The organism is Xenococcus sp. PCC 7305 (genome assembly GCF_000332055.1).
Taxonomy (GTDB): domain Bacteria; phylum Cyanobacteriota; class Cyanobacteriia; order Cyanobacteriales; family Xenococcaceae; genus Xenococcus.
Genome location: NZ_ALVZ01000211.1, coordinates 1 through 18,926, shown reverse-complemented (window position 1 = coordinate 18,926; position 18,926 = coordinate 1). Strand labels below are relative to the sequence as shown.

Sequence of the window (18,926 nt, the reverse complement as noted above, 5' to 3'; positions counted from 1 at the left end):
TTGGCGGAGATACTGTAAGCAATAATCAACGCTCTAAGATCAGAGTGACTGGACCATCATTTGCGATCGCTACATCCATCATGGTACCGAATTGACCAGTAGCAACGTACAATCCACTTTGTCGTAATTTTTCGACAAAGCGATCATAGATTTTCTCGGCAATCTCAGGTGATGCCGAATTACTAAAGGAAGGACGACGACCTTTCCGGCAATCTCCATACAAAGTAAACTGGCTCACCACTAAAATTTCGCCTTGAATATCTCTGACAGATTTCTCCCAGCGACCAGCGTTATTCTCTCCAGGAAATAGTCGCAAATCCAAACATTTACGGCTCATCCATTCAAGTTCGGCATCTGTATCGGTGGGAGCTATTCCAACCAGAAGATTTAGTCCTCGTCCGATTTTACTAACAACTTTTCCCTCAATTGCCACAGCAGAAGATTGAACTCTTTGAAGAACAACACGCATATATCAGTAAACAGTTATCAGTAAACAGTTATCAGTTATCAGTTATCAGTAATTCATCGACAATCATCCTACTTATTTCCAAATCCTTTGCTACCACTAGTGCTTGGAAGAGTAAAACAATTCTCAATTTGTTCTCGCAGTTTGTCATGATCGAGATTTTGACCAATTAATACTAGCTGATTTTTCTTTTGGCTGCCTTGCCACTCTTCATCTTCGATACTAAATCTTTTGCCGCTGAGATGAAAAATATGGCGTTTGGGGCTTTCATTGAACCAAAGAATTCCCTTGGCACGAAAAACATTGCCTGGAAGTTGATTATCCAGAAAATATTGAAATTTCCTAATATTTAACGGCTTATCACTTTGGATCGAAACCGATGTGAAACCGTCATTTTCCAAGTGATTAGAATGGTGATGATGGTGCTCATGATCATGATGCTCGCGGTCGTGATGTTCATGGTCATGATGCTCGTGAGCATGGTTTGCGTGGTCATGATGTTCGTGCTCGTCATGATGGTCATGATCGTGATCATGCTCTGATTCGGTATCACCGAAATATTTGTCAGACTCGAACAGGCCGACACTCAAGATTAGAGGCAAGGCAACTTGAGATTTTGCTGTGCGTAAAATTCTGGCATCTTTCTTAAAATCTCTGATTCTAATTTCTAAGGAATCGACATCCGCCTCATCTACCAAATCAGTCTTATTGAGAATAATCACATCCCCATATTGAATCTGACTATGAGCCGCTTCGGAATTAAATAAATCAAGACTGTAGTTCTCGCAATCTACCATGGTGACAATAGAATCGAGACGAGTCATATCTCGTAGCTCAGTGCCCAAGAATGTTAAGGCGATCGGCAGAGGATCGGCAATTCCTGTGGTTTCTACGACCAAATAATCAATTTTATCTTCCCGTTCGAGAATCTTATAGACTGCATTTACCAAATCCTCGTTGATGGTACAGCAGACACAACCATTGTTGAGCTCTACCATATTGTCATCAGTAGCAACGATCAATTCATTATCTATGCCAATTTCTCCGAACTCATTAACAAGCACAGCAGTTTTAAGCCCTTCTTGGTTGGTCAAAATATGGTTGAGGAGTGTTGTTTTGCCGCTACCTAAGAACCCCGTGATGATAGTAACGGGTAACCCTTTTTTTTGTACATCCATAATGGTGGTGGTTTGAGTATCAACTGTTGCCATAGCGATCGCGTGTAGTAAAAATTTTCAAAACAGCAAATTCTAAGCCCGGTTTTTCTTAACCTGTATTGCTCACATTAATTATTATTATGGCGTATTGGCAACATTACTAGAGTTTTAATAAAATCATTACATATATAATCCAAAACATAATAAAGCACTGTTATTCGTAATTAGTATAAAGTTGGGTAAATTTTTAACAGAAAGAAGAATTTTCAAGTTGCGCGATGGGAGTTAAAGTTTCATGTCAGAATCAAGTTATCTAGTTAATCAAGAACAAATCCCCTTTGGAACCATAATCAATAATCGCTATTTGATTCAAAAGGTTCTCGGACAGGGCGGTTTAGGTCGAACATATCTTGCTTTCGACACCCATCGTTTCAATGAAGCTTGTGTTCTCAAGGAATTTGCTCCTTTAGGTTCGGGAAAATACGAACTAGAGAAGTCGAGAGATTTATTTAAAAGGGAAGCAAAAATACTGCACCATATTAGACACCCACAAATACCCAAATTCTTGGCTTGCTTTGAAGGGCATGGGCGATTATTCTTAGTCCAAGAATTTGTTAGTGGCAAAACCTATTCTGCTCTACTTCAAGAACGCCAGCGCCAGCAAATGGCATTTGGCGAGATGGAGATCGTTAAATGGTTGATGAATTTATTACCAATTCTCGAATACATTCACAATCTGGGGATTATCCATCGTGATATTTCCCCTGATAATATTATGCAACCCGATGGTAAGGATCTGCCTGTCTTAATAGATTTTGGGGTGGGGAAATTAACCAACACACCTCCTTCTGAATATGGTCAAGCAGGGGCCCAAGGTCATTCCTATGTAGGAAAAATGTCTTTTGTCGGCAAAATTGGGTATGCTCCTCGTGAACAGATTAGTATGGGTCGTTGCTCTCCCAGCAGTGATATCTATGCTTTGGGAGTGACTGCCTTGGTGATGCTGACAGGAAAAGAGCCCACGGCTTTATTAGATCAATATTCGTTGGAATGGCAATGGCATAAATTCATCGAGGTCAGTCCTCAATTAACGACGGTACTTGGTCAAATGACTGCTGAGCGGCCGTTAGAAAGATATCAATCGGCGCAGGAAACTCTAGAACATATTCAATACAATTATCCTGTAAATCAATATCCTTCGTTAGCCAAAACCGTTCCCTATCAACCCGACTTCGTGAAACCTGTTCTCACCGAAGAAGAAGATGATGACACAGTGATTGTTCCCCATTCAGTTGCATCTACATCTCCTTCTGTGGTCAACCCAGGGAATTCTCAACCAAGCCCGCAACCAAAATCGAATGTGAGAGAAGTGGAGAATACCACCGAGACTATGCAGGAAACTATGATTGTCAGCGATGATAATCGTGCGAGAACGTCTCAACCTGTTGCTAGAGCGCAGAATCCCCAGCCGTTGCAAAGTAGTGCTCCCCCAAGATACACTTCCCAGATTTCTCGCCCATCTTCTGTCAACAGAATTGATCTTGATTTTATTAAGCGTTGCGAACAGGAACTGGCCTATTGTATTGGGCCCATGGCGGGTTTAATTGTCGAGGAGATTTTGGAGCAGCAACCATCTTCTAATCATGAATTGATGGAGGCTTTGGCGCAACAAATTCCCGATGTCAAAAAGGCGATGGAATTTAGGCAAAAACTTGCGGGTAATTGATGAATTGAAAATATCGCGCCAAGACGCCAAGACGCCAAGGAAGAAACAAGGTCATTGATTGATTGTTACAAGATGTTTTGAGAAGATTACGCGCAAACTGATGACTGTATAGCTTATGACTGATAACTGGTAATGCTATGCTAATTGTTAGGATGAGAAGATAAAACTAGATAATTATTTGACCTCGTTAACTATATGAATCCGGCAATTGCAGTAGAAAAGAAAAAGTTAAAACAGCCGCCGCTAGAACTTCATTATTTAGGCGATCGCGTTCTGCGCCAACCAGCTAAACGGGTGGCGAAGATTGATGACAATATCAGAAAGCTGGCCAAGGAAATGCTGCAAACTATGTACAGCCAAGACGGCATTGGTTTAGCTGCGCCGCAAGTAGGAGTAAATAAACAGTTAATTGTTGTGGACTGTGAACTAGATAAACCAGACAGTCCCCCTTTGGTTTTGATTAACCCGAAAATCACTCGCTCTAGCAAGCAAATTTGCAGTGCTGAGGAGGGTTGCTTAAGTATCCCTGGAGTGTATCTGGATGTAACTCGTCCTGAGGCGATCGAAGTGTCCTTTAAAGACGAAAATGGCAAACCTCGCAAAATCCAGGCCAAGGATTTGTTGGCTCGCGTTATCCAACATGAAATGGATCATCTTAATGGTGTAATGTTTGTCGATCGCGTAGAAAATGAGATCGCCTTAAACGAAGAGCTCAAAAAACAGGGCTTTGCGGTGAATGCGGTTAAGCATGTTAAATGAGACAATCGTCAAGGGAAGGATAAAAATTTAGAAATTAATTTTAAGGAGATTTAATAACATGACCCCTATAACCGCCAAAAGTGGAGTTTTGTTGGCTTTTTGTTGCATTACTGCGATCGCAGCAGTTGGCTCAATATTCGAACTATCCTCAGGCCACCCCGAACTAGGCAGCCTCACGACAGAAATTATTCTTGCTGCCAGCATTCCTTTGACTGTTGTGTCCTTTTGGGGCGCAGTTCAAGACACCAAGGCTAATCAGAAATAATTTAATGGGTAATGGGTAATGGGTAATGGGCAATAGCAAGTAACTTTAGTAGCTAAAACCTAATACCTAAAACCTAATACCCAACACCTCTATTTCTTAGGTGAGATCATCATCATGATATTGCGGCCTTCTCTCTTCGGTCTTTGCTGCACTTCACCAAAATCTTCCAAGTCCGCAGCCATCCTTTTGAGAAGATCCATGGCGAGATTGGAATGTTGAATTTCCCGACCACGGAAACTAATCGTTGCCTTTACCTTGTCTCCCGACTGGAGGAAACGTTGAGCATTTTTGACACGCACCTGATAATCATGCTCTTCAATCTTATAGCGCATTTTAACTTCTTTTACATCGGCATTATGCTGCTTTTTCTTGGCCTCTTTTAACTTTTTGTCCCTCTCGTATTTATACTTGCCATAGTCCATGATTTTGCAAACAGGGGGTTTGGCAGTTTCGCTCACTAGCACGAGATCCAAATTTTTCTCTAAGGCTATAGCCATAGCTTCTTTGGGGGTAATAATTCCCAATGGATTCCCCTCAGAGTCGATAACTCTGATATTAGGAAAGCGGATTTGTCCGTTTGTTTTGGTTAGATCGCTATTATTGGTGCGTCTTTTATCTCTCACAGGCGTTTTTTTGTAACTAAAATGTAATTTGGTAAAACTATAAAGATGGCTAAATAACTTTCACTTACTTGCTATTTTACCTATCTTGTCAGGGTAAAGATCGTTAAAATAGCTATAGTTTTAAATTTAACTTATCTAATATTCGATCATCAATCTAGCTATGAAGAGGAATAGATGGAATTCGGGGAGTTCCATTGATTATTGTAAATATTTTTGAAGTAAGAAATTTTAATGGGTCAGAGATCTTGGCAAGAGAGGATTGGGAACCAACGAGACTGGATTTGGCGTGGTTGGCAAACTCGTTATAGTTATTTCCCCACACAGACGATTTCTTTAGAAGCTAAGCAAACTCCTTTGATCTTAATTCACGGTTTTGGTGCTTCAATTGAGCATTGGCGGCACAATATCCCAGTACTAGGACAAGAATATCCTGTTTACGCTCTCGATCTATTGGGATTTGGGGCATCTCGGAAAGCAGACACTGAATACACAGTCAAGCTTTGGGTAGAGCAAGTACATGATTTCTGGGAAGCTTTTATTGGAGAGCCAGTAGTGCTCGTGGGAAACTCTATTGGTTCTTTAGTTTGTATGAACATTGCGGCGATTTATCCAGAGATGGTTAAGGCGATCGTAATGTTAAGTCTCCCAGATGTGTCCATCCGACAAGAGATGATTCCCTCGGCTATTCAACCTTTGGTAACTTCCCTAGAAAATTTAATCGCTTCTCCTTTATTAATCAAAATTTTATTAAAAATACTTCGTCAACCATCTATTATCAGTCGTTGGGCTAAAGTGGCCTATGAGGATAATAATGCGGTTAATGATGAACTTGTCCAAATTTTGTCAGCTCCTGCCTATGATAAAGATGCAGATAGAACTCTATATAATTTATCTCAAGGGGTGAGAAAAGCAAATTTTTCTCTGGGGGCAAAACAAGTTTTACCAGAATTGACCATTCCCATGCTTTTGATTTGGGGTCTTCAAGATAGGATGGTGCCTTCTAATTTGGCTTCTTTTTTCGCCGGTTTGAATGACAAAATTGAATTAATTGAATTAGATAAGATGGGTCATTGCCCCCATGATGAATCCCCAGAGCTCTTTAATAAAATTCTTTTAGAATGGCTAAGTAAAATACTTATAAACTGAGCATCACTCATCCAACCCGATATAAATCTCTTCTCCTTCCTGTTTCCCGTTCCCTGTTCCCTATTCCCTAATCAATCTTCATGAGCGCTACCAAATCCGAATCGATTTTATTCCCCACCCTGGCCGAAGAAAATCTTGAAAAACTTACTACTTGTGGTTTAATTTTGCATCTAAAACCAGGGGAAATACTGTTCCAAGAGGGAGAACCTGCTGATAGCTTTTACGTTGTGCTAGATGGGGAAATTAAAATTACGAAACAATTAGGCATAGAAGAATTAGTCATAACAATTCATCGTCGAGGCGAATTTACTGGGGATTTATCGATGCTGACGGGGGGAATTTGTACTGCAACAGCAAGCAGTATTAACACTTCCCGTGTGATTAAATTTGATGATTTTAAAAATTTACTAAAAAATTGTCCCGATAGTATTGATTTATTTGTGCCTGCTTTGGCAGAGCGTTCTAAAGAATTGGAAGTAAGACTACGCCAACAAGAGAAATTAGCCGCATTAGGTAAATTATCGGCGGGATTGGCTCATGAGCTTAATAATCCTGCTGCTGCGGGGCGGAGAGCTGCTCAGCAACTCAATTCCGCGATCGCGAATCTGCAATCACAAATGCTTAACCTCCGAGGTAAAAATTTTTCTGCTGAGCATCGTCAAATACTCAAAAATTTGCAACAAACAGCATTAACCCACATCAGCCAAGGGTCACAAATTTCCCCTCTAGAACAGAGCGATCGCGAAGATGAATTAATCGATTGGTTGGAGGAAAAAGATATTCAGAACGCTTGGGAAATTGTCCCTAGTTTAGTAAGCGGTGGCATCGATAGCTCTTGCCTGGAAAAGCTAGCTCAATCAATGGTCAGTGAGGCTTTTAGTGAAGCCTTAATTTGGCTCGAAGCTACTTTAACGATGAATGGTCTAGTTGGCGAAGTGGAACAAAGTACGTCTCGGATTTCCGACTTGGTAACAGCAATTAAAAACTACTCCTATATGGATCGTGCTCCGTCCCAGAAAGTAGATTTACATGAAGGCATCAATAATACTCTCAAGATGTTGCATCACAAAATTAAATATGGCATCAATGTCCATAAAAAATACAGTGGAGATATTCCTAAAATTGTCGCCTACGGCAGCAAACTAAATCAGGTATGGACTAATCTTATTGATAATGCCATCGATGGCATGAATGGTAAAGGAGAGCTCACAATTCGTACTTGTCTAGAAAATAACTGTGTGCTGGTCGAAATTATCGATAATGGCTCAGGAATTGCGAGCGAACTGCAACCTCGAATTTTTGAACCTTTTTTTACCAGTAAAGAAGTCGGCAAGGGCACTGGTTTAGGTTTAGATATTGCTCGTCGCATCGTTGTCCAAGAGCATAAGGGAAATATTCGCTTTGAATCTGTCCCAGGGCATACCAATTTCCAAGTTCGATTACCAATTAAGCATTGAACTTCTGCCTTCTACTCTCTGCCCTCTCTCTTGGTAGACATTCCCTTGCGCCACCTACCCCTAACCCCTTCCTACAGGAAGGGGAACAATATAGTCTCTCCTTTCAGGAGATATTTAGAGAGGTTCGGCGCAGGGTCTCACCGCTGTCCTCTGCCTTCGTTCAAAATTCATTTCTCAAAAAGCGATCGCGACAAATATGGCGTTGGATTTTGCCACTAGAGGTTTTGGGAATAGCACCAGATTTCAAAATTAAAACACTATGGGTTTGTAGGTCATGATGTTTTGAAATGGCACTACGAATTATTTGAACCAATTGTTGAACCTTTTCGGCTTTAGCTGCTGCCTTTTCTTCTGGAGATTGGTCAGAATTTCTTTGTCCATGCCAATAATGACGATCTACTTCTGCCAAGACAACCAATTGATCTTCTTCGTTTTCTGCGATCGCAAAACTAGCAACAGAACTAGGTCGAATAAACTGATTGCAAGCTTCGACAGTTCTCTCAATATCCTGGGGATAATGATTGCGACCTTTGATAATAATCACATCCTTGAGACGACCCGTAACAAATAATTCTCCTTGATCAATAAAACCTAAATCGCCAGTTCGCAAAAAACGCAAATCTTGTATTTCCGGAAGTTGAGCTTCAAAAGTATTATTGGTTATTTCTGAGTTGCTCCAATAACCCTCAGCGATACTGGGCCCTGTAACCCAAATTTCCCCAATTTTTCCTGAGGGACAAGAAGTTAAGGATTGGGGATCGACGATCGCAACTTGCTGATCCGCTAAACTATGACCACAACTTACTAGAGTTCGAGAATCTTCATCAGTAGGGAAAGCCTCAACTACCAAATTCTGCTCTAATTCTTTACTGCTAATAGTCTTTGTCGTAGCAAGGGACTTTTTATTACCACCAGAAATAATTAACGTTGCTTCGGCCATTCCATAACAAGGATAAAAAGCCTCAGGCCGAAAACCGTAGGGACGGAAAGTAGTGGCGAATTTTTCTAAACTTGCATAATTAATTGGTTCGGCACCATTAAATGCTAAATCCCAACTGCTGAGATCCAAATCCAGGTCAAGCTCAGGTTGAAATTTTCGGACACAAAGGTCATAGGCAAAATTAGGGCCTCCGCTAGTAGTTCCCCGATAGCGAGAGATTGCCTTCAACCAACGCAAAGGATTCTGCAAAAAGATCAAAGGAGACATCAAAACTACGGGAAAATCTCCAAAAAGAGGCTGCAAGACGCCGCCAATTAATCCCATATCATGATAGGGCGGTAGCCAAATTACCCCTTGGCTTTGGGTTGTATGTTGAAAACATTGGTGAATTGCTTGGAGATTATGCAACAAATTGTGATGGGCAATTTTGACACCTTTAGGCTCAGCGGTCGAACCAGAGGTGTACTGCAAAAAAGCTATATCATCTACCGAAAGGGGAGTTTTTTGCCATTTAGCAGCATGGTGTGGTTCTAAATCGTCTGTTGCCAACCAGCGTAGAGTTTTGAGCTCTGGTGCTTGCTCGACTCTTCTTTGTAATCCATTGAGAATTGAATTGGTAGTTAAAGCTAAGGTCGGTTGCGCGTCTTTAATGATACTTTGAATTCTCGTAATAGAGCGATTTGGACGAGGTGGATAGGCTGGTATTGCGATCGCACCAGCGTATAAACAACCGAAAAAAGCCTCTATAAAGCCTAGACCAGGGGGATAAAGCAATAAAATCCTTTCTTGAGGAGCGCCCAGAGATTGGAGACCGGCAGCAATAGCTTTTGCTTTTTGGTTTAACTGTTTATAAGTTAAAGTTATTTCCTCGGTTTCTCCGTCCACTAAAAAAGTATATATAGTCTGGTCGGGTTGTGAGCTTGCCCGATATTGTAAGATATCGATTAGGGTATCTGCCGCGATCGTGTTTTCCAAACCACTCATTAACTCTTGATTGTTTTTAATCAATCTACACCATATCCGATAATTCGCCTAAGTGAGAGTTTAGTGAGATTGATAATCAAGGCATTGAATTGCCTCTTCCGTATTGGCAATATAAGGGTGGGCAGTACATTTTAAACGGTGGTCATTAGTAAAAAAATTACATGTTGAGCAAGGGATTTGATGCATTTTCTTGGCAGCAATTACTCCACTAATCACTGTCCGCAAAAAACTCCAAACAAAAATGCCAATAACTGAGCAAGCCAATAAAAAACGAAGCACAACTATAACGATCATGTTTGCTTCGGTAATAAGTTTTCCTAGTTGAAACATAGTAACCCTTAAATTATCATTTCCAACTTTAAAATATAAGGGTTTATTATTTCATATATTAGCCATTGTTACCATTGATAACGCTAGTTTGATAAAACTTAGTTAAAAATCACATGATTTAGAAAGTCGTGCCTTATTTGAATGTTATAACCAATTAGTTATAACCAATTAATAGCTAGGTATCTGTCGAATAAAGATGTATCTCAACTAGAGAGAATTTTAATGATTTGCGATAATTCAGCGCTATTGAAAACTTTTTTCAGCATATTTGCCGCAGCGACAGGCTCTTTAGGAATCGGAATCTGAGGGATTTGTTGGGCTGCAACTGGAGCAGCAGTTTCATTGCTCGCAGGAGCAGTTGCCGCAAGCTGTTGTAAGTTTTTACTCGGAACAATGGCATTTATTTTCCCTTGGTCTAAGTTGTCTCCAGCTTGCTTGATGTCCCTGATGACTATTTGCGCAATAGTTTTAAAAGGATATTTCCGATTACTAATTGCTTTGGTTGCGATCGCGATAAACTTTTGCCAAGTAGCTTGCTCAGGAGCTATGGTCCCCAAACTTTGAGCAAGTTTTTGTAATTCCTGACGATTAGCCGGACTATCGGCTTGTTTAAATAACTGCAACATTTGCTTGAGAATTGCGGTTACTTCCTCGGCAATATTGACAGTTGCCGGTGAGTTCTCGGAAGCACCCTCTGAAAGTAAGCATTCGAGATAACTTTGCAAAACAGAAAAATTAGACTCGGCTTTTTCTAAAGTTTCGATCGCATCGGCATCACTAAAATCAGGAGAACTTTCTAGGCGATCAATTAAATCTTGAAGATGATCGCATCCAGCAAGAAATAAAGATTCTAATTTTTGATCAACGTTAATAGAATTATCTTTAAGAATTTTAAAAGAGTCCTCTAGCCGATGGGCTGTTTTTTGAATGCTGGAATAACCCAACATTGCAGCACCACCCTTAACAGAATGAGCAGCTCGAAACATTTCATTAACCATCTCAGCATCTTGAGCAGATGTAGATAGGTTTAATATTCCTTGTTCCAAAGTTTGCAAATGCTCTTTTGCTTCTTCTATGAAATAGCCTAAAATTCGCTGCTGACTCGCTGTATCCAAAGCTAAATCCCCCCAATATCAATTACTTATATCAAAAACATATATGTCAACACAAGTTTATCCCAGACTATTCAAAGTCGGTAGTTGGTTTTTACTGAGATTTAAATTTTGTCCCCTTCTCAGCCAAAAAGCCTGCATCCCTATTTGTTTAGCACCCTGATAATCTTCGGTGAAACTATCACCAATATACCAAGCCTGTTCGGGTTGGCAACTATAGCTTGCTAGAGCTGTGTTGAAGATTTTGGGTTCTGGTTTGGCAGCTCCTACTTCTGAAGATATAGTAATACTGTCAAAATAATGTTCTAGCTCCAGTAATTTCAACAGGTTGTAGATACGAGTATCAAAATTGGAGATAATCCCCAAAGGAACTTGTTTTTGTTGCCAATTATTTAATACATTAATCACTTCAGGATAAATAAACCAGGGTTTTTCCGTAGAAAAATATACATATAGTTCCTCAAAGAACAGATCGAAATCAGTAAAATTATTTAGAGCTTTTGCTTCTACAAAAGTGGCGATTACAACTTTTTTCCACCAGTAAAATTCTTGTTCGGTGATTGTTTTGGGTGATTTATGCTTAAAGGCCAAAGGCTCTGCCGCGGCAAAACTCTGTCGAAAAGCGCGATCTATTTCCTCAGCTGCCACGCTCACACCATGATTCAGTGCGATCGCGGCGTAAATTTCCCCAACACCGCCTTTGATGCCAAAAAGAGTCCCCACCGCATCAAAAAAAATAACTTTTGGTAAAGATTTGTTCATTAAGCTGTTTTTAGGTTAATTTGCTAGCTTTGGTACAGTGTATGTTATGTCCTTGAAAAATATTTATGGTAAATTTTACTATAAATATAGTTGTTCTACTCAGCCGCAATTCATATGGTGAAAAAAATCGCATTATTTGGCACTAGTGCCGATCCCCCGACGGCAGGACATCAAAAAATACTGGGCTGGTTGGCGGAACATTACGATACTGTTATTGTCTGGGCGTCGGATAATCCTTTTAAGGAACATCAAGCAAGTTTAGAAAATCGTAGCCAAATGTTGCAGTTAGCGATTGAAGAAATTGATTCTGCCCAGGACAAGATTAATTTATTTCCAGAATTAAGCGATCGCCGTAGTTTAATTACCATCCAAAAAGCCCGCGATATTTGGCAAAATGCCGAATTTACCTTTGTTATTGGAGCGGATTTGCTCGTGCAAATAAGTAGCTGGTATCACATTAAAGAATTACTAGCACAGGTTAAAATTCTGATAGTTCCCAGGCCAGGATATCGGATTGAGCAGTCCGATTTAGAGAACCTAAAAAATTTGGGAGGAAACTTTAAGATTGCGGCTCTAGATTCTCTCAAAGCATCGTCTTCTGCTTATCGTGTGCAAGGAGACTCTACAGTATTGACCCCAGCAGTGGCATTGTATATTAAGCAACGAAATCTGTATCAACATAATTCAGAATTTTTGTTTCAAGAGCTAGAAGCAGATATCTGTTAGAGCAAGCAATATTTATCCAATTCAATTAATGAAATCAAACTCACCAACAAATCTCCAAAATTCAGCGCTTAAACAAGATTTTCTGGCAGATTTTAAAGTTGGAGTAGACAATGTTGTTTTTTCTGTTGACACCCAATGTAATCGACTATTAGTGCTATTGCGCAAAAGAAAACAAGAGCCTTTTAATGATTGTTGGAGTTTACCTGGAACCTTAGTTCGTCATGGAGAATCCCTGCAAGAGGCGGCTTATCGAACTTTAGCGGAAAAAATTCAGGTTAATAACTTATATTTAGAGCAGTTATATACTTTTGGCAATCCAGGCAGAGATCCCAGAGAAGCACCGGAAAGTTTTGGCGTGCGATATTTATCCGTAAGTTACTTTGCTCTTGTTCGGTACGAGGAAGCCCAAATTATCGCTCAAAAAGAAAATAATCTTGCTTGGTATCAAGTTCAAGAAGTACCTCAGTTAGCCTTCGATCACAATCAGATTTTGGAATATGGTTCACGTCGTTTGCGGAATAAATTGGAATATAGCCCCATTGCATTTGAGGTGCTGCCAGAAAGATTTACTCTCAACGATATTTATCAACTTTATTGCACTATCTTGGGGGAAAACTTTTCTGATTACTCTAACTTTCGCTCGCGACTTTTAAAGTTGGGTTTTTTATCTGACACAGGAGTCAAAGTCTCTCGTGGAGCAGGACGACCTGCCAGTTTGTACTGTTTTGATGCGATCGCTTTTGCGCCATTGAAAGATAAGCCTTTAGTATTTATCTAAAAGTTAGATTAAGTTGACACTCATGCCTGATCCACGTCAAGATGATATGAAGTAAACCTTTGTAAAGGTTGTGAATGAGCCTAGAATTACTATCGTTAGAGAATACTCAAGAAATCGCCCGCCAATATGGCTATTGGGCAGTATTTATCGGGATCGCGTTAGAAAATACGGGGATTCCCATCCCAGGGGAAACAATCACCATTGTGGGTGGCTTTCTCGCCGGAAGTAGGGAGTTAAGTTTTTGGGGCGTTTTGCTGAGTGCGATCGCTGGTGCTGTCATTGGAGACAATTTTGGCTACTGGATTGGCAAAATTGGCGGTTGGCAGTTTTTAATTCAAATTAGCAAGGTTTTTCGCATTCCTGAGGACAAATTAGAGTTGGCCAGGGACAAATACAGCAAAAATGCAGCGCAAGCCGTATTTTGGGGTCGCTTTGTCACTTTACTGCGAATTTTTGCAGGCCCGCTGGCGGGAATCACTAATATGCCCTATAGAAAGTTTTTGATCTATAACTTTGGTGGAGCAACAATTTGGGCTCTTATCATTGTGAGTTTGTCTTATTTTTTGGGACAAATTGTTTCTTTAGAACAAATTATTGGTTGGATCACCCAAGCAGGAATTTTGATATTTTTGATAATAATTGCTTTATTTACTCTGCCAGTGATTGTTAATTACAGTCGCCAGAAACTCGTTGCCAAGGAGTAGCATTTTAGGGCATAACAATGAAAGAAAAAATATCTGCGTTGGGATTAGATGTTGGCAAAAAAAGGGTTGGCGTAGCCGGTTGTGATGGCACTGGATTAATTGCCACAGGAATCACTACGATTAATCGTAGTTCTTGGGTCGAAGATATCAGGCAACTACAAGAGATTATCAAAGAAAGGGAAGTCACAATATTAGTAATTGGTTTGCCCTATTCGATGAGTGGCGAGTTAGGATTTCAGGCCAGGCAAGTACAAAAGTTTGCTGCGAAAATTTCCCCTGCCTTAGGTCTACCTATTGAATATGTCGATGAAAGATTGACTTCCCATGAAGCCACAAATCAATTGAAGTCTCAAAAGCGCTTTTCAACTTATGATAAAGGGCTTATCGACCGTCAAGCTGCGGCAATTATTTTACAAAGATGGCTTGATGAAAAAAGACAATTAAGAGACCAAAGAATCTAACTGCGTAACATATTTCTGTCAAGACTAAAAAAAATAAATCAATAAAAAACCTGCTTTGAGAGCAGGCTCCGGAGATGAGTTTGCCAATTTCTAGAGCTCAAACGTCAATATTCTAGTTAAGCCAACCTTTTAATCTTCTGGCTACCTGAGGGCGACGTAGTTTTCTCATGGCTTTACTTTGAATTTGTCTGACTCTTTCGCGGGAAATATTGAACATACCCCCAACTTCTTCTAATGTGTAGGGCTGACTAGTAAATAGTCCATAACGCAAGGAGATAACGTCTTTTTCTCTTTGAGTCAAAACATCATCTAACACATCAGTGATTTCCTGACGCATCATCGCCTCACTCATTTTTTCTTCTGGAAGTTGAAGATCATCATCTTCTAGAAGATCTACTAGTTCTGTGTCTTCTGCTTTACCAACTCGATGATTGAGGGAGAGGGATTGGCGACGTAATTCGAGCAATTGACGCAGTTGAGCTGGCGGTATTTTCAACTCATCAGCTAATTCTTGTTCACTCGGATTGCGTTGTAATTTTTGTTTGAGATTGCGTTGGGCTTTTTTGAGTTTATTGAGTTTTTCGACGATATGAATCGGCAAGCGAATGGTGCGGGCATCGTTGGCAATAGTTCTGGTAATCGCTTGGCGAATCCACCAATAAGCATAGGTAGAAAACTTATAGCCTTTATTGGGGTCAAATTTTTCTGTTGCTCTATTTAAGCCGATCGCTCCTTCCTGGATTAAATCAAGAAACGGAACACCCCGATTCAGATAACGTTTCGCGATCGAAACTACTAAACGAAGATTGGAACGAATCATTTTGCGTTTAGCAACTTTTCCCCGATAGAGAAATTTTTCGAGTTCCCTCGTTGAGGATAAGCCGATCGCTTGGGCCCATTCTTCCCTGCTGGGATTTCTGTCAAGTTGCTCGATCAAATCTTGACGGATCGCTTCTGCTTCGACCATCAACTTTACTTCATTGGCTAGGACAACCTCTTCATCAGTATTTAGCAGAGGATAGCGAGCCATTTCTTTGAAAAATGCCCCTACATTATCCTCTAAGCTACTTTTTCTGCCAACGGCTTTTCTTTGATTTGCTGCTTGAATATTTTCCTCGGAAAACTCGACTTCTACTGTTTTTAAATCTGAATTTGTATAGTCTTCTTCTGCTTCTTGAAAAGATGAGGAATTGCTGTCTTGAGCAATCTTGTCGGATTGATTAATCGTAGTTACAGTCATGTTCTTTTCCTCTGTATTTATCGAAATTTTTTAGTAAAGGTTCGGATAAGAGCAAATCATCGCTTTTCCGTTAAATCTAATTATTTAAGCGGTAGTCTCCCGAAGGAGATTTTTTCCCATTTTTTCTTGATTTAATTAATGTTCTTTAATGAATCTGCATCCATTAGAGTTTCCCTATTTTGAGGATATTACCCTCAATTTTTCTGTCTCATCCCATTGAGATAGATAGGGACAAGTCTCGTAAAGGAAGAACAAGACCTACCTAGAAATGCACCAGTTTGTTTATGAACATACATTAAGAAGTGTAAAAAACATTCCTTTAAATCTTAAGTAAATATAAAGATTATTTGCTTTTGTATGGAAAATTCAAAAAATTGTTATAAAAGAGTTCGTAAGTTTCAGATTAGCAAAAATGCCCATTATTTTTGTGAGAATATTTACAAAAAGATAATGATCTACGAAAATTCTAGTTTTTCTGATGTGTCTTTTTATACTTAGTTTTTAGTGATGATAGAATTACAACAATAAAATTAAGGAAAATCTTCTGTGAATAGCGATCGCATTTATGCCGATTTGGTAGAGTCAAAAGCGAATTTTTTAGTAGCCGAACCCCAGCAAGAATATTTAATGTCTTCTCTTCAGCAACAATGGGTTGAGGTTCTAGTTGATTTTCCGGGAATTCAAGGGTTGTATACCTACAGTGTTCAGGCACCGATGGTGGTAAAAGCGGGAGATATTGTTAGTGTGCCCTTTGGGATGCAAATGGTGGGCGGCATTGCAATTCGCCTGGTGGACAAGATACCAGAAGATGTCGATCCCCAAAGAATTCGACCGATAGAAGATGTAATCACCTCCGGTTTCTTTCCCGATCACTATTGGGAATTACTACAAAAATTAGCCGATTATTATCTAAGTGATTTGATGAGTGCGGTTCGGGTCGCCCTCCCGCCTGGACTACTTGGGCGATCGCAAAGACGGATTCGTTTAAAATCGCAATCACTTCCTTCGGGAGCAGAAGTTTTTTGCTCGGTGATTGGCAAACAAGTTTTAGAGTTATTGCAAAGATCAAAAGATGGTCACTATAGTGTTAACTATCTTCGCAATCAGATTCATGGGGCAGATCGCGGCATTCGAGAACTCATCAAAAGAGGTTGGGTCGAAAGTTATCTCGAATCTCCTCGTCGAGTTCAAGCCAAACTACAAAAAGCTGTCACCTTAGTAGCCAAAGAGTTTTTGGAAGATCTAACTTCCCGACAAACAGAAGTGTTAAAGATTCTCCGCAATCATGGCGGGGAAATTTGGCTCAGCGAATTAACTAAAGTTGCGGGCACCTCGCCCAATACTCTCAAGAAAATTGCGGAAAAAGGCTACATTATTATTTCAGAGCGAGAAGTCCTGAGAAAAGAACAGGGAATTGCGCAGCAGGCAGACCAGGCCAAAAAATTAAGTTCTTATCAAGCATCAGCATTAGCCATCATTAATCAACAAACAGGCTATGCTCAGTTATTACTCCATGGGGTGACTGGTTCAGGAAAAACCGAAGTTTATCTTCAAGCGATCGCGCCTATGCTTGCCCAAGGACAATCAGCATTAGTCTTAGTTCCCGAAATTGGTTTGACTCCCCAACTTACAGATCGCTTTCGTGCTCGTTTTGGAGAACAAGTTTGTGTTTATCACAGTAAATTATCTGATGGGGAAAGATATGATACTTGGCGACAAACAATTCAAGGGGAACCGCAGGTTGTTATCGGTACGAGATCGGCAATTTTTGCTCCCTTACCAAATCTGGGGTTAATTATTTTAGATGAGGAACATGATTCTAGTTTTAAACAAGATCGTCCCATTCCCACCTATCATGCCCGCACTGTAGCTAATTGGCGCGCCGAATTATCAGATTGCCCTTTGATTTTAGGTTCAGCAACTCCTTCTTTGGAAAGTTTAGTTACAAGTCAGAAACCAGAAAAATCAGCTCATTATTTGTCTTTGCCCGAACGAATTGGTTCGCGATCGCTGCCTCCTGTAGAAATTGTAGACATGCGAGAGGAATTGAATCAGGGAAATCGTTCAATATTTAGTAAATCGCTACAAAAAGCACTCTCAGATATTCAAACCAAAAAACAACAGGGTATTTTATTTATTCCCAGGAGAGGACATAGCACTTTTGTCTCCTGTCGTAGTTGTGGATATGTTATTGAATGCCCCCATTGCGATGTTTCCCTTTCCTATCACTACATCCATGAGGGCGCAGCCAAACTACTGCGCTGTCACTATTGTAATTTCACCAGTGTTCAACCAGATGCCTGCCCTGAATGCAGTTCTCCCTATCTCAAACATTTTGGGAGCGGAACCCAAAGAGTAACTCAAGAACTGACCAAGCTATTTCCCGATCTTAGTTTTATTCGCTTTGACAGTGATACGACTCGTAATAAGAATGCCCATAGGGATCTGATTGCTAGTTTTACTAATAAGGAAAAAGATATTCTTGTGGGCACCCAAATGCTAACTAAAGGATTAGATATTGCAGGAGTAACTTTAGTTGGAGTGGTCTCAGCCGATGGCTTATTACATCGTTCCGATTATCGCGCTGCCGAAAGAGCTTTTCAAACTTTAACTCAAGTTGCAGGCAGAGCTGGTAGAGGAGATAAACCGGGAAAGGTGATTATTCAAACCTATTCGCCTGAGCATTCGGTGATTCAAGCTGTGAAAAGTCATGACTATAGTAGTTTTAGCCAAAGAGAACTAGCACAAAGAGCAGCTTTGAGTTATCCCCCCTACGGTAAATTAATTGTGATTAAACTTAGTGGGGTAGAAGAAGAGGAAGTTCGAATATGTGCGGAAAATATAGCTGATGAATGTTTGAATTTATTGGACGAGGATTGGGAATTGTTGGGGCCTGCTCCAGCGACAATTATGCGGGTGGCGCGTCGTTATCGTTGGCAAATTTTGTTGAAGTTCCCTGAGGTTAGTAGGCCAGATTTACCGAGTTTAAATCAATTGAAAAGTCTCTGTCCAAAGGGAGTTGCGATGACGATAGATGTTGATCCAATAAGTATGGATTGAGAATAATTGAAAATTAAAAATGGAAAATGGAAAATTATCTAACCCGTTTGCTGCTATTGGTTTGAAATTAACAGTATTTAGTTAAAATTAAAGCTGCTGTCTCATAATGTTGGCCTTTTTGCATGATTAAAAAAGTTTTAGGTGGATTTGGGACTGTTGCGGGGGCAACCTATCCTTTTAGAGCTTTAATATTATTTATCCGTCATCCTAAAGTTGTCATCATAAAGTAT

General features: G+C 40.1%; 18 protein-coding genes. 10 read left to right on the top strand and 8 right to left on the bottom strand.

Annotated elements, in window-relative coordinates; translation table 11 throughout:
• Positions 1–25: 25 nt before the first annotated feature.
• Together dtd and XEN7305_RS17625 are read right to left on the bottom strand one after the other, a co-directional pair.
• Complete coding sequence (gene dtd / locus XEN7305_RS17630; RefSeq protein WP_006510843.1) at positions 26–469, bottom strand: D-aminoacyl-tRNA deacylase; 444 nt, start codon at positions 467–469, stop codon at positions 26–28.
• 68 nt (positions 470–537) lie between these two features.
• Positions 538–1,677 (bottom strand): GTP-binding protein, encoded by a 1,140-nt coding sequence (locus tag XEN7305_RS17625; RefSeq protein ID WP_006510842.1) that lies wholly within the window; start codon positions 1,675–1,677, stop codon positions 538–540.
• A gap of 241 nt (positions 1,678–1,918) precedes the next feature.
• Here XEN7305_RS17625 and XEN7305_RS17620 point away from each other — a divergent pair, with 241 nt between their 5' ends.
• The 3 genes from XEN7305_RS17620 to XEN7305_RS17610 all read left to right on the top strand — a co-directional run bounded on the left by XEN7305_RS17620 (position 1,919) and on the right by XEN7305_RS17610 (position 4,373).
• Positions 1,919–3,349: a serine/threonine-protein kinase gene (locus XEN7305_RS17620; RefSeq protein ID WP_006510841.1), complete on the top strand. Its 1,431-nt coding sequence runs from the start codon at positions 1,919–1,921 to the stop codon at positions 3,347–3,349.
• Between the two features lie 195 nt (positions 3,350–3,544).
• Complete coding sequence (gene def, locus XEN7305_RS17615) at positions 3,545–4,108, top strand: peptide deformylase (RefSeq protein WP_006510840.1); 564 nt, start codon at positions 3,545–3,547, stop codon at positions 4,106–4,108.
• Positions 4,109–4,175: 67 nt separating this feature from the next.
• Entirely contained in the window at positions 4,176–4,373 is a 198-nt protein-coding gene (locus XEN7305_RS17610; RefSeq protein ID WP_040898461.1) for a hypothetical protein, read from the top strand.
• 89 nt (positions 4,374–4,462) lie between these two features.
• Here XEN7305_RS17610 and infC read toward each other — a convergent pair whose 3' ends face one another.
• A complete protein-coding gene (gene infC, locus XEN7305_RS17605; protein ID WP_006510838.1) occupies positions 4,463–4,996 on the bottom strand; it encodes a translation initiation factor IF-3 in 534 nt (177 codons plus the stop codon).
• A gap of 231 nt (positions 4,997–5,227) precedes the next feature.
• Between infC and XEN7305_RS17600 the strand changes: the two genes are divergently transcribed.
• Entirely contained in the window at positions 5,228–6,142 is a 915-nt protein-coding gene (locus XEN7305_RS17600) for an alpha/beta fold hydrolase (RefSeq protein ID WP_006510837.1), read from the top strand.
• 80 nt (positions 6,143–6,222) lie between these two features.
• Positions 6,223–7,599: an ATP-binding protein gene (locus XEN7305_RS17595; RefSeq protein ID WP_006510836.1), complete on the top strand. Its 1,377-nt coding sequence runs from the start codon at positions 6,223–6,225 to the stop codon at positions 7,597–7,599.
• 160 nt (positions 7,600–7,759) lie between these two features.
• Here the strand turns inward: XEN7305_RS17595 and XEN7305_RS17590 are convergent, their stop codons facing one another.
• From XEN7305_RS17590 to XEN7305_RS17575, 4 genes are all read right to left on the bottom strand, one after another.
• Positions 7,760–9,523: a fatty acyl-AMP ligase gene (locus XEN7305_RS17590; protein WP_006510835.1), complete on the bottom strand. Its 1,764-nt coding sequence runs from the start codon at positions 9,521–9,523 to the stop codon at positions 7,760–7,762.
• 60 nt (positions 9,524–9,583) lie between these two features.
• On the bottom strand, positions 9,584–9,853 hold the full coding sequence (locus XEN7305_RS17585) for a hypothetical protein (RefSeq protein ID WP_006510834.1): 270 nt from the start codon (positions 9,851–9,853) through the stop codon (positions 9,584–9,586).
• A gap of 203 nt (positions 9,854–10,056) precedes the next feature.
• Entirely contained in the window at positions 10,057–10,968 is a 912-nt protein-coding gene (locus tag XEN7305_RS17580) for an Hpt domain-containing protein (RefSeq protein WP_006510833.1), read from the bottom strand.
• Between the two features lie 57 nt (positions 10,969–11,025).
• Positions 11,026–11,727 carry an HAD-IA family hydrolase gene (locus XEN7305_RS17575; RefSeq protein ID WP_006510832.1) on the bottom strand — a complete coding sequence of 234 codons (702 nt, stop codon included), beginning with the start codon at positions 11,725–11,727 and terminating at the stop codon, positions 11,026–11,028.
• A 114-nt stretch (positions 11,728–11,841) separates the two neighbouring features.
• On the opposite strand from XEN7305_RS17575, the gene XEN7305_RS17570 reads away from it, so the two are divergent.
• From XEN7305_RS17570 to ruvX, 4 genes are all read left to right on the top strand, one after another.
• Positions 11,842–12,453, top strand: coding sequence for a nicotinate-nucleotide adenylyltransferase (locus XEN7305_RS17570; protein ID WP_006510831.1), 612 nt, complete (start codon positions 11,842–11,844; stop codon positions 12,451–12,453).
• 28 nt (positions 12,454–12,481) lie between these two features.
• Positions 12,482–13,231 carry an NUDIX domain-containing protein gene (locus tag XEN7305_RS17565; RefSeq protein WP_006510830.1) on the top strand — a complete coding sequence of 250 codons (750 nt, stop codon included), beginning with the start codon at positions 12,482–12,484 and terminating at the stop codon, positions 13,229–13,231.
• A 74-nt stretch (positions 13,232–13,305) separates the two neighbouring features.
• Positions 13,306–13,935 (top strand): DedA family protein, encoded by a 630-nt coding sequence (locus XEN7305_RS17560; protein WP_006510829.1) that lies wholly within the window; start codon positions 13,306–13,308, stop codon positions 13,933–13,935.
• A gap of 17 nt (positions 13,936–13,952) precedes the next feature.
• Entirely contained in the window at positions 13,953–14,396 is a 444-nt protein-coding gene (gene ruvX, locus XEN7305_RS17555; RefSeq protein WP_006510828.1) for a Holliday junction resolvase RuvX, read from the top strand.
• 112 nt (positions 14,397–14,508) lie between these two features.
• Here the strand turns inward: ruvX and XEN7305_RS17550 are convergent, their stop codons facing one another.
• Positions 14,509–15,636, bottom strand: a complete 1,128-nt coding sequence (locus tag XEN7305_RS17550; RefSeq protein WP_006510827.1) for an RNA polymerase sigma factor, RpoD/SigA family — start codon at positions 15,634–15,636, stop codon at positions 14,509–14,511.
• A gap of 627 nt (positions 15,637–16,263) precedes the next feature.
• Here XEN7305_RS17550 and priA point away from each other — a divergent pair.
• Complete coding sequence (gene priA / locus XEN7305_RS17545; RefSeq protein ID WP_052035197.1) at positions 16,264–18,696, top strand: primosomal protein N'; 2,433 nt, start codon at positions 16,264–16,266, stop codon at positions 18,694–18,696.
• The last annotated feature ends 230 nt before the right edge of the window (positions 18,697–18,926 follow it).

What these genes read in the sequence shown, in the direction of transcription:
- XEN7305_RS17565 (WP_006510830.1), top strand. Translation starts at nt 12,482, where the DNA reads ATGAAATCAAACTCACCAACAAATCTCCAAAATTCAGCGCTTAAACAA.
- XEN7305_RS17570 (WP_006510831.1), top strand. Translation starts at nt 11,842, where the DNA reads ATGGTGAAAAAAATCGCATTATTTGGCACTAGTGCCGATCCCCCGACG.
- XEN7305_RS17620 (WP_006510841.1), top strand. Translation starts at nt 1,919, where the DNA reads ATGTCAGAATCAAGTTATCTAGTTAATCAAGAACAAATCCCCTTTGGA.
- def (WP_006510840.1), top strand. Translation starts at nt 3,545, where the DNA reads ATGAATCCGGCAATTGCAGTAGAAAAGAAAAAGTTAAAACAGCCGCCG.
- dtd (WP_006510843.1), bottom strand. Translation starts at nt 469, where the DNA reads ATGCGTGTTGTTCTTCAAAGAGTTCAATCTTCTGCTGTGGCAATTGAG.
- XEN7305_RS17575 (WP_006510832.1), bottom strand. Translation starts at nt 11,727, where the DNA reads ATGAACAAATCTTTACCAAAAGTTATTTTTTTTGATGCGGTGGGGACT.
- XEN7305_RS17625 (WP_006510842.1), bottom strand. Translation starts at nt 1,677, where the DNA reads ATGGCAACAGTTGATACTCAAACCACCACCATTATGGATGTACAAAAA.
- XEN7305_RS17550 (WP_006510827.1), bottom strand. Translation starts at nt 15,636, where the DNA reads ATGACTGTAACTACGATTAATCAATCCGACAAGATTGCTCAAGACAGC.
- XEN7305_RS17560 (WP_006510829.1), top strand. Translation starts at nt 13,306, where the DNA reads ATGAGCCTAGAATTACTATCGTTAGAGAATACTCAAGAAATCGCCCGC.
- XEN7305_RS17590 (WP_006510835.1), bottom strand. Translation starts at nt 9,523, where the DNA reads ATGAGTGGTTTGGAAAACACGATCGCGGCAGATACCCTAATCGATATC.
- XEN7305_RS17595 (WP_006510836.1), top strand. Translation starts at nt 6,223, where the DNA reads ATGAGCGCTACCAAATCCGAATCGATTTTATTCCCCACCCTGGCCGAA.
- XEN7305_RS17585 (WP_006510834.1), bottom strand. Translation starts at nt 9,853, where the DNA reads ATGTTTCAACTAGGAAAACTTATTACCGAAGCAAACATGATCGTTATA.
- priA (WP_052035197.1), top strand. Translation starts at nt 16,264, where the DNA reads ATGTCTTCTCTTCAGCAACAATGGGTTGAGGTTCTAGTTGATTTTCCG.
- XEN7305_RS17600 (WP_006510837.1), top strand. Translation starts at nt 5,228, where the DNA reads ATGGGTCAGAGATCTTGGCAAGAGAGGATTGGGAACCAACGAGACTGG.
- ruvX (WP_006510828.1), top strand. Translation starts at nt 13,953, where the DNA reads ATGAAAGAAAAAATATCTGCGTTGGGATTAGATGTTGGCAAAAAAAGG.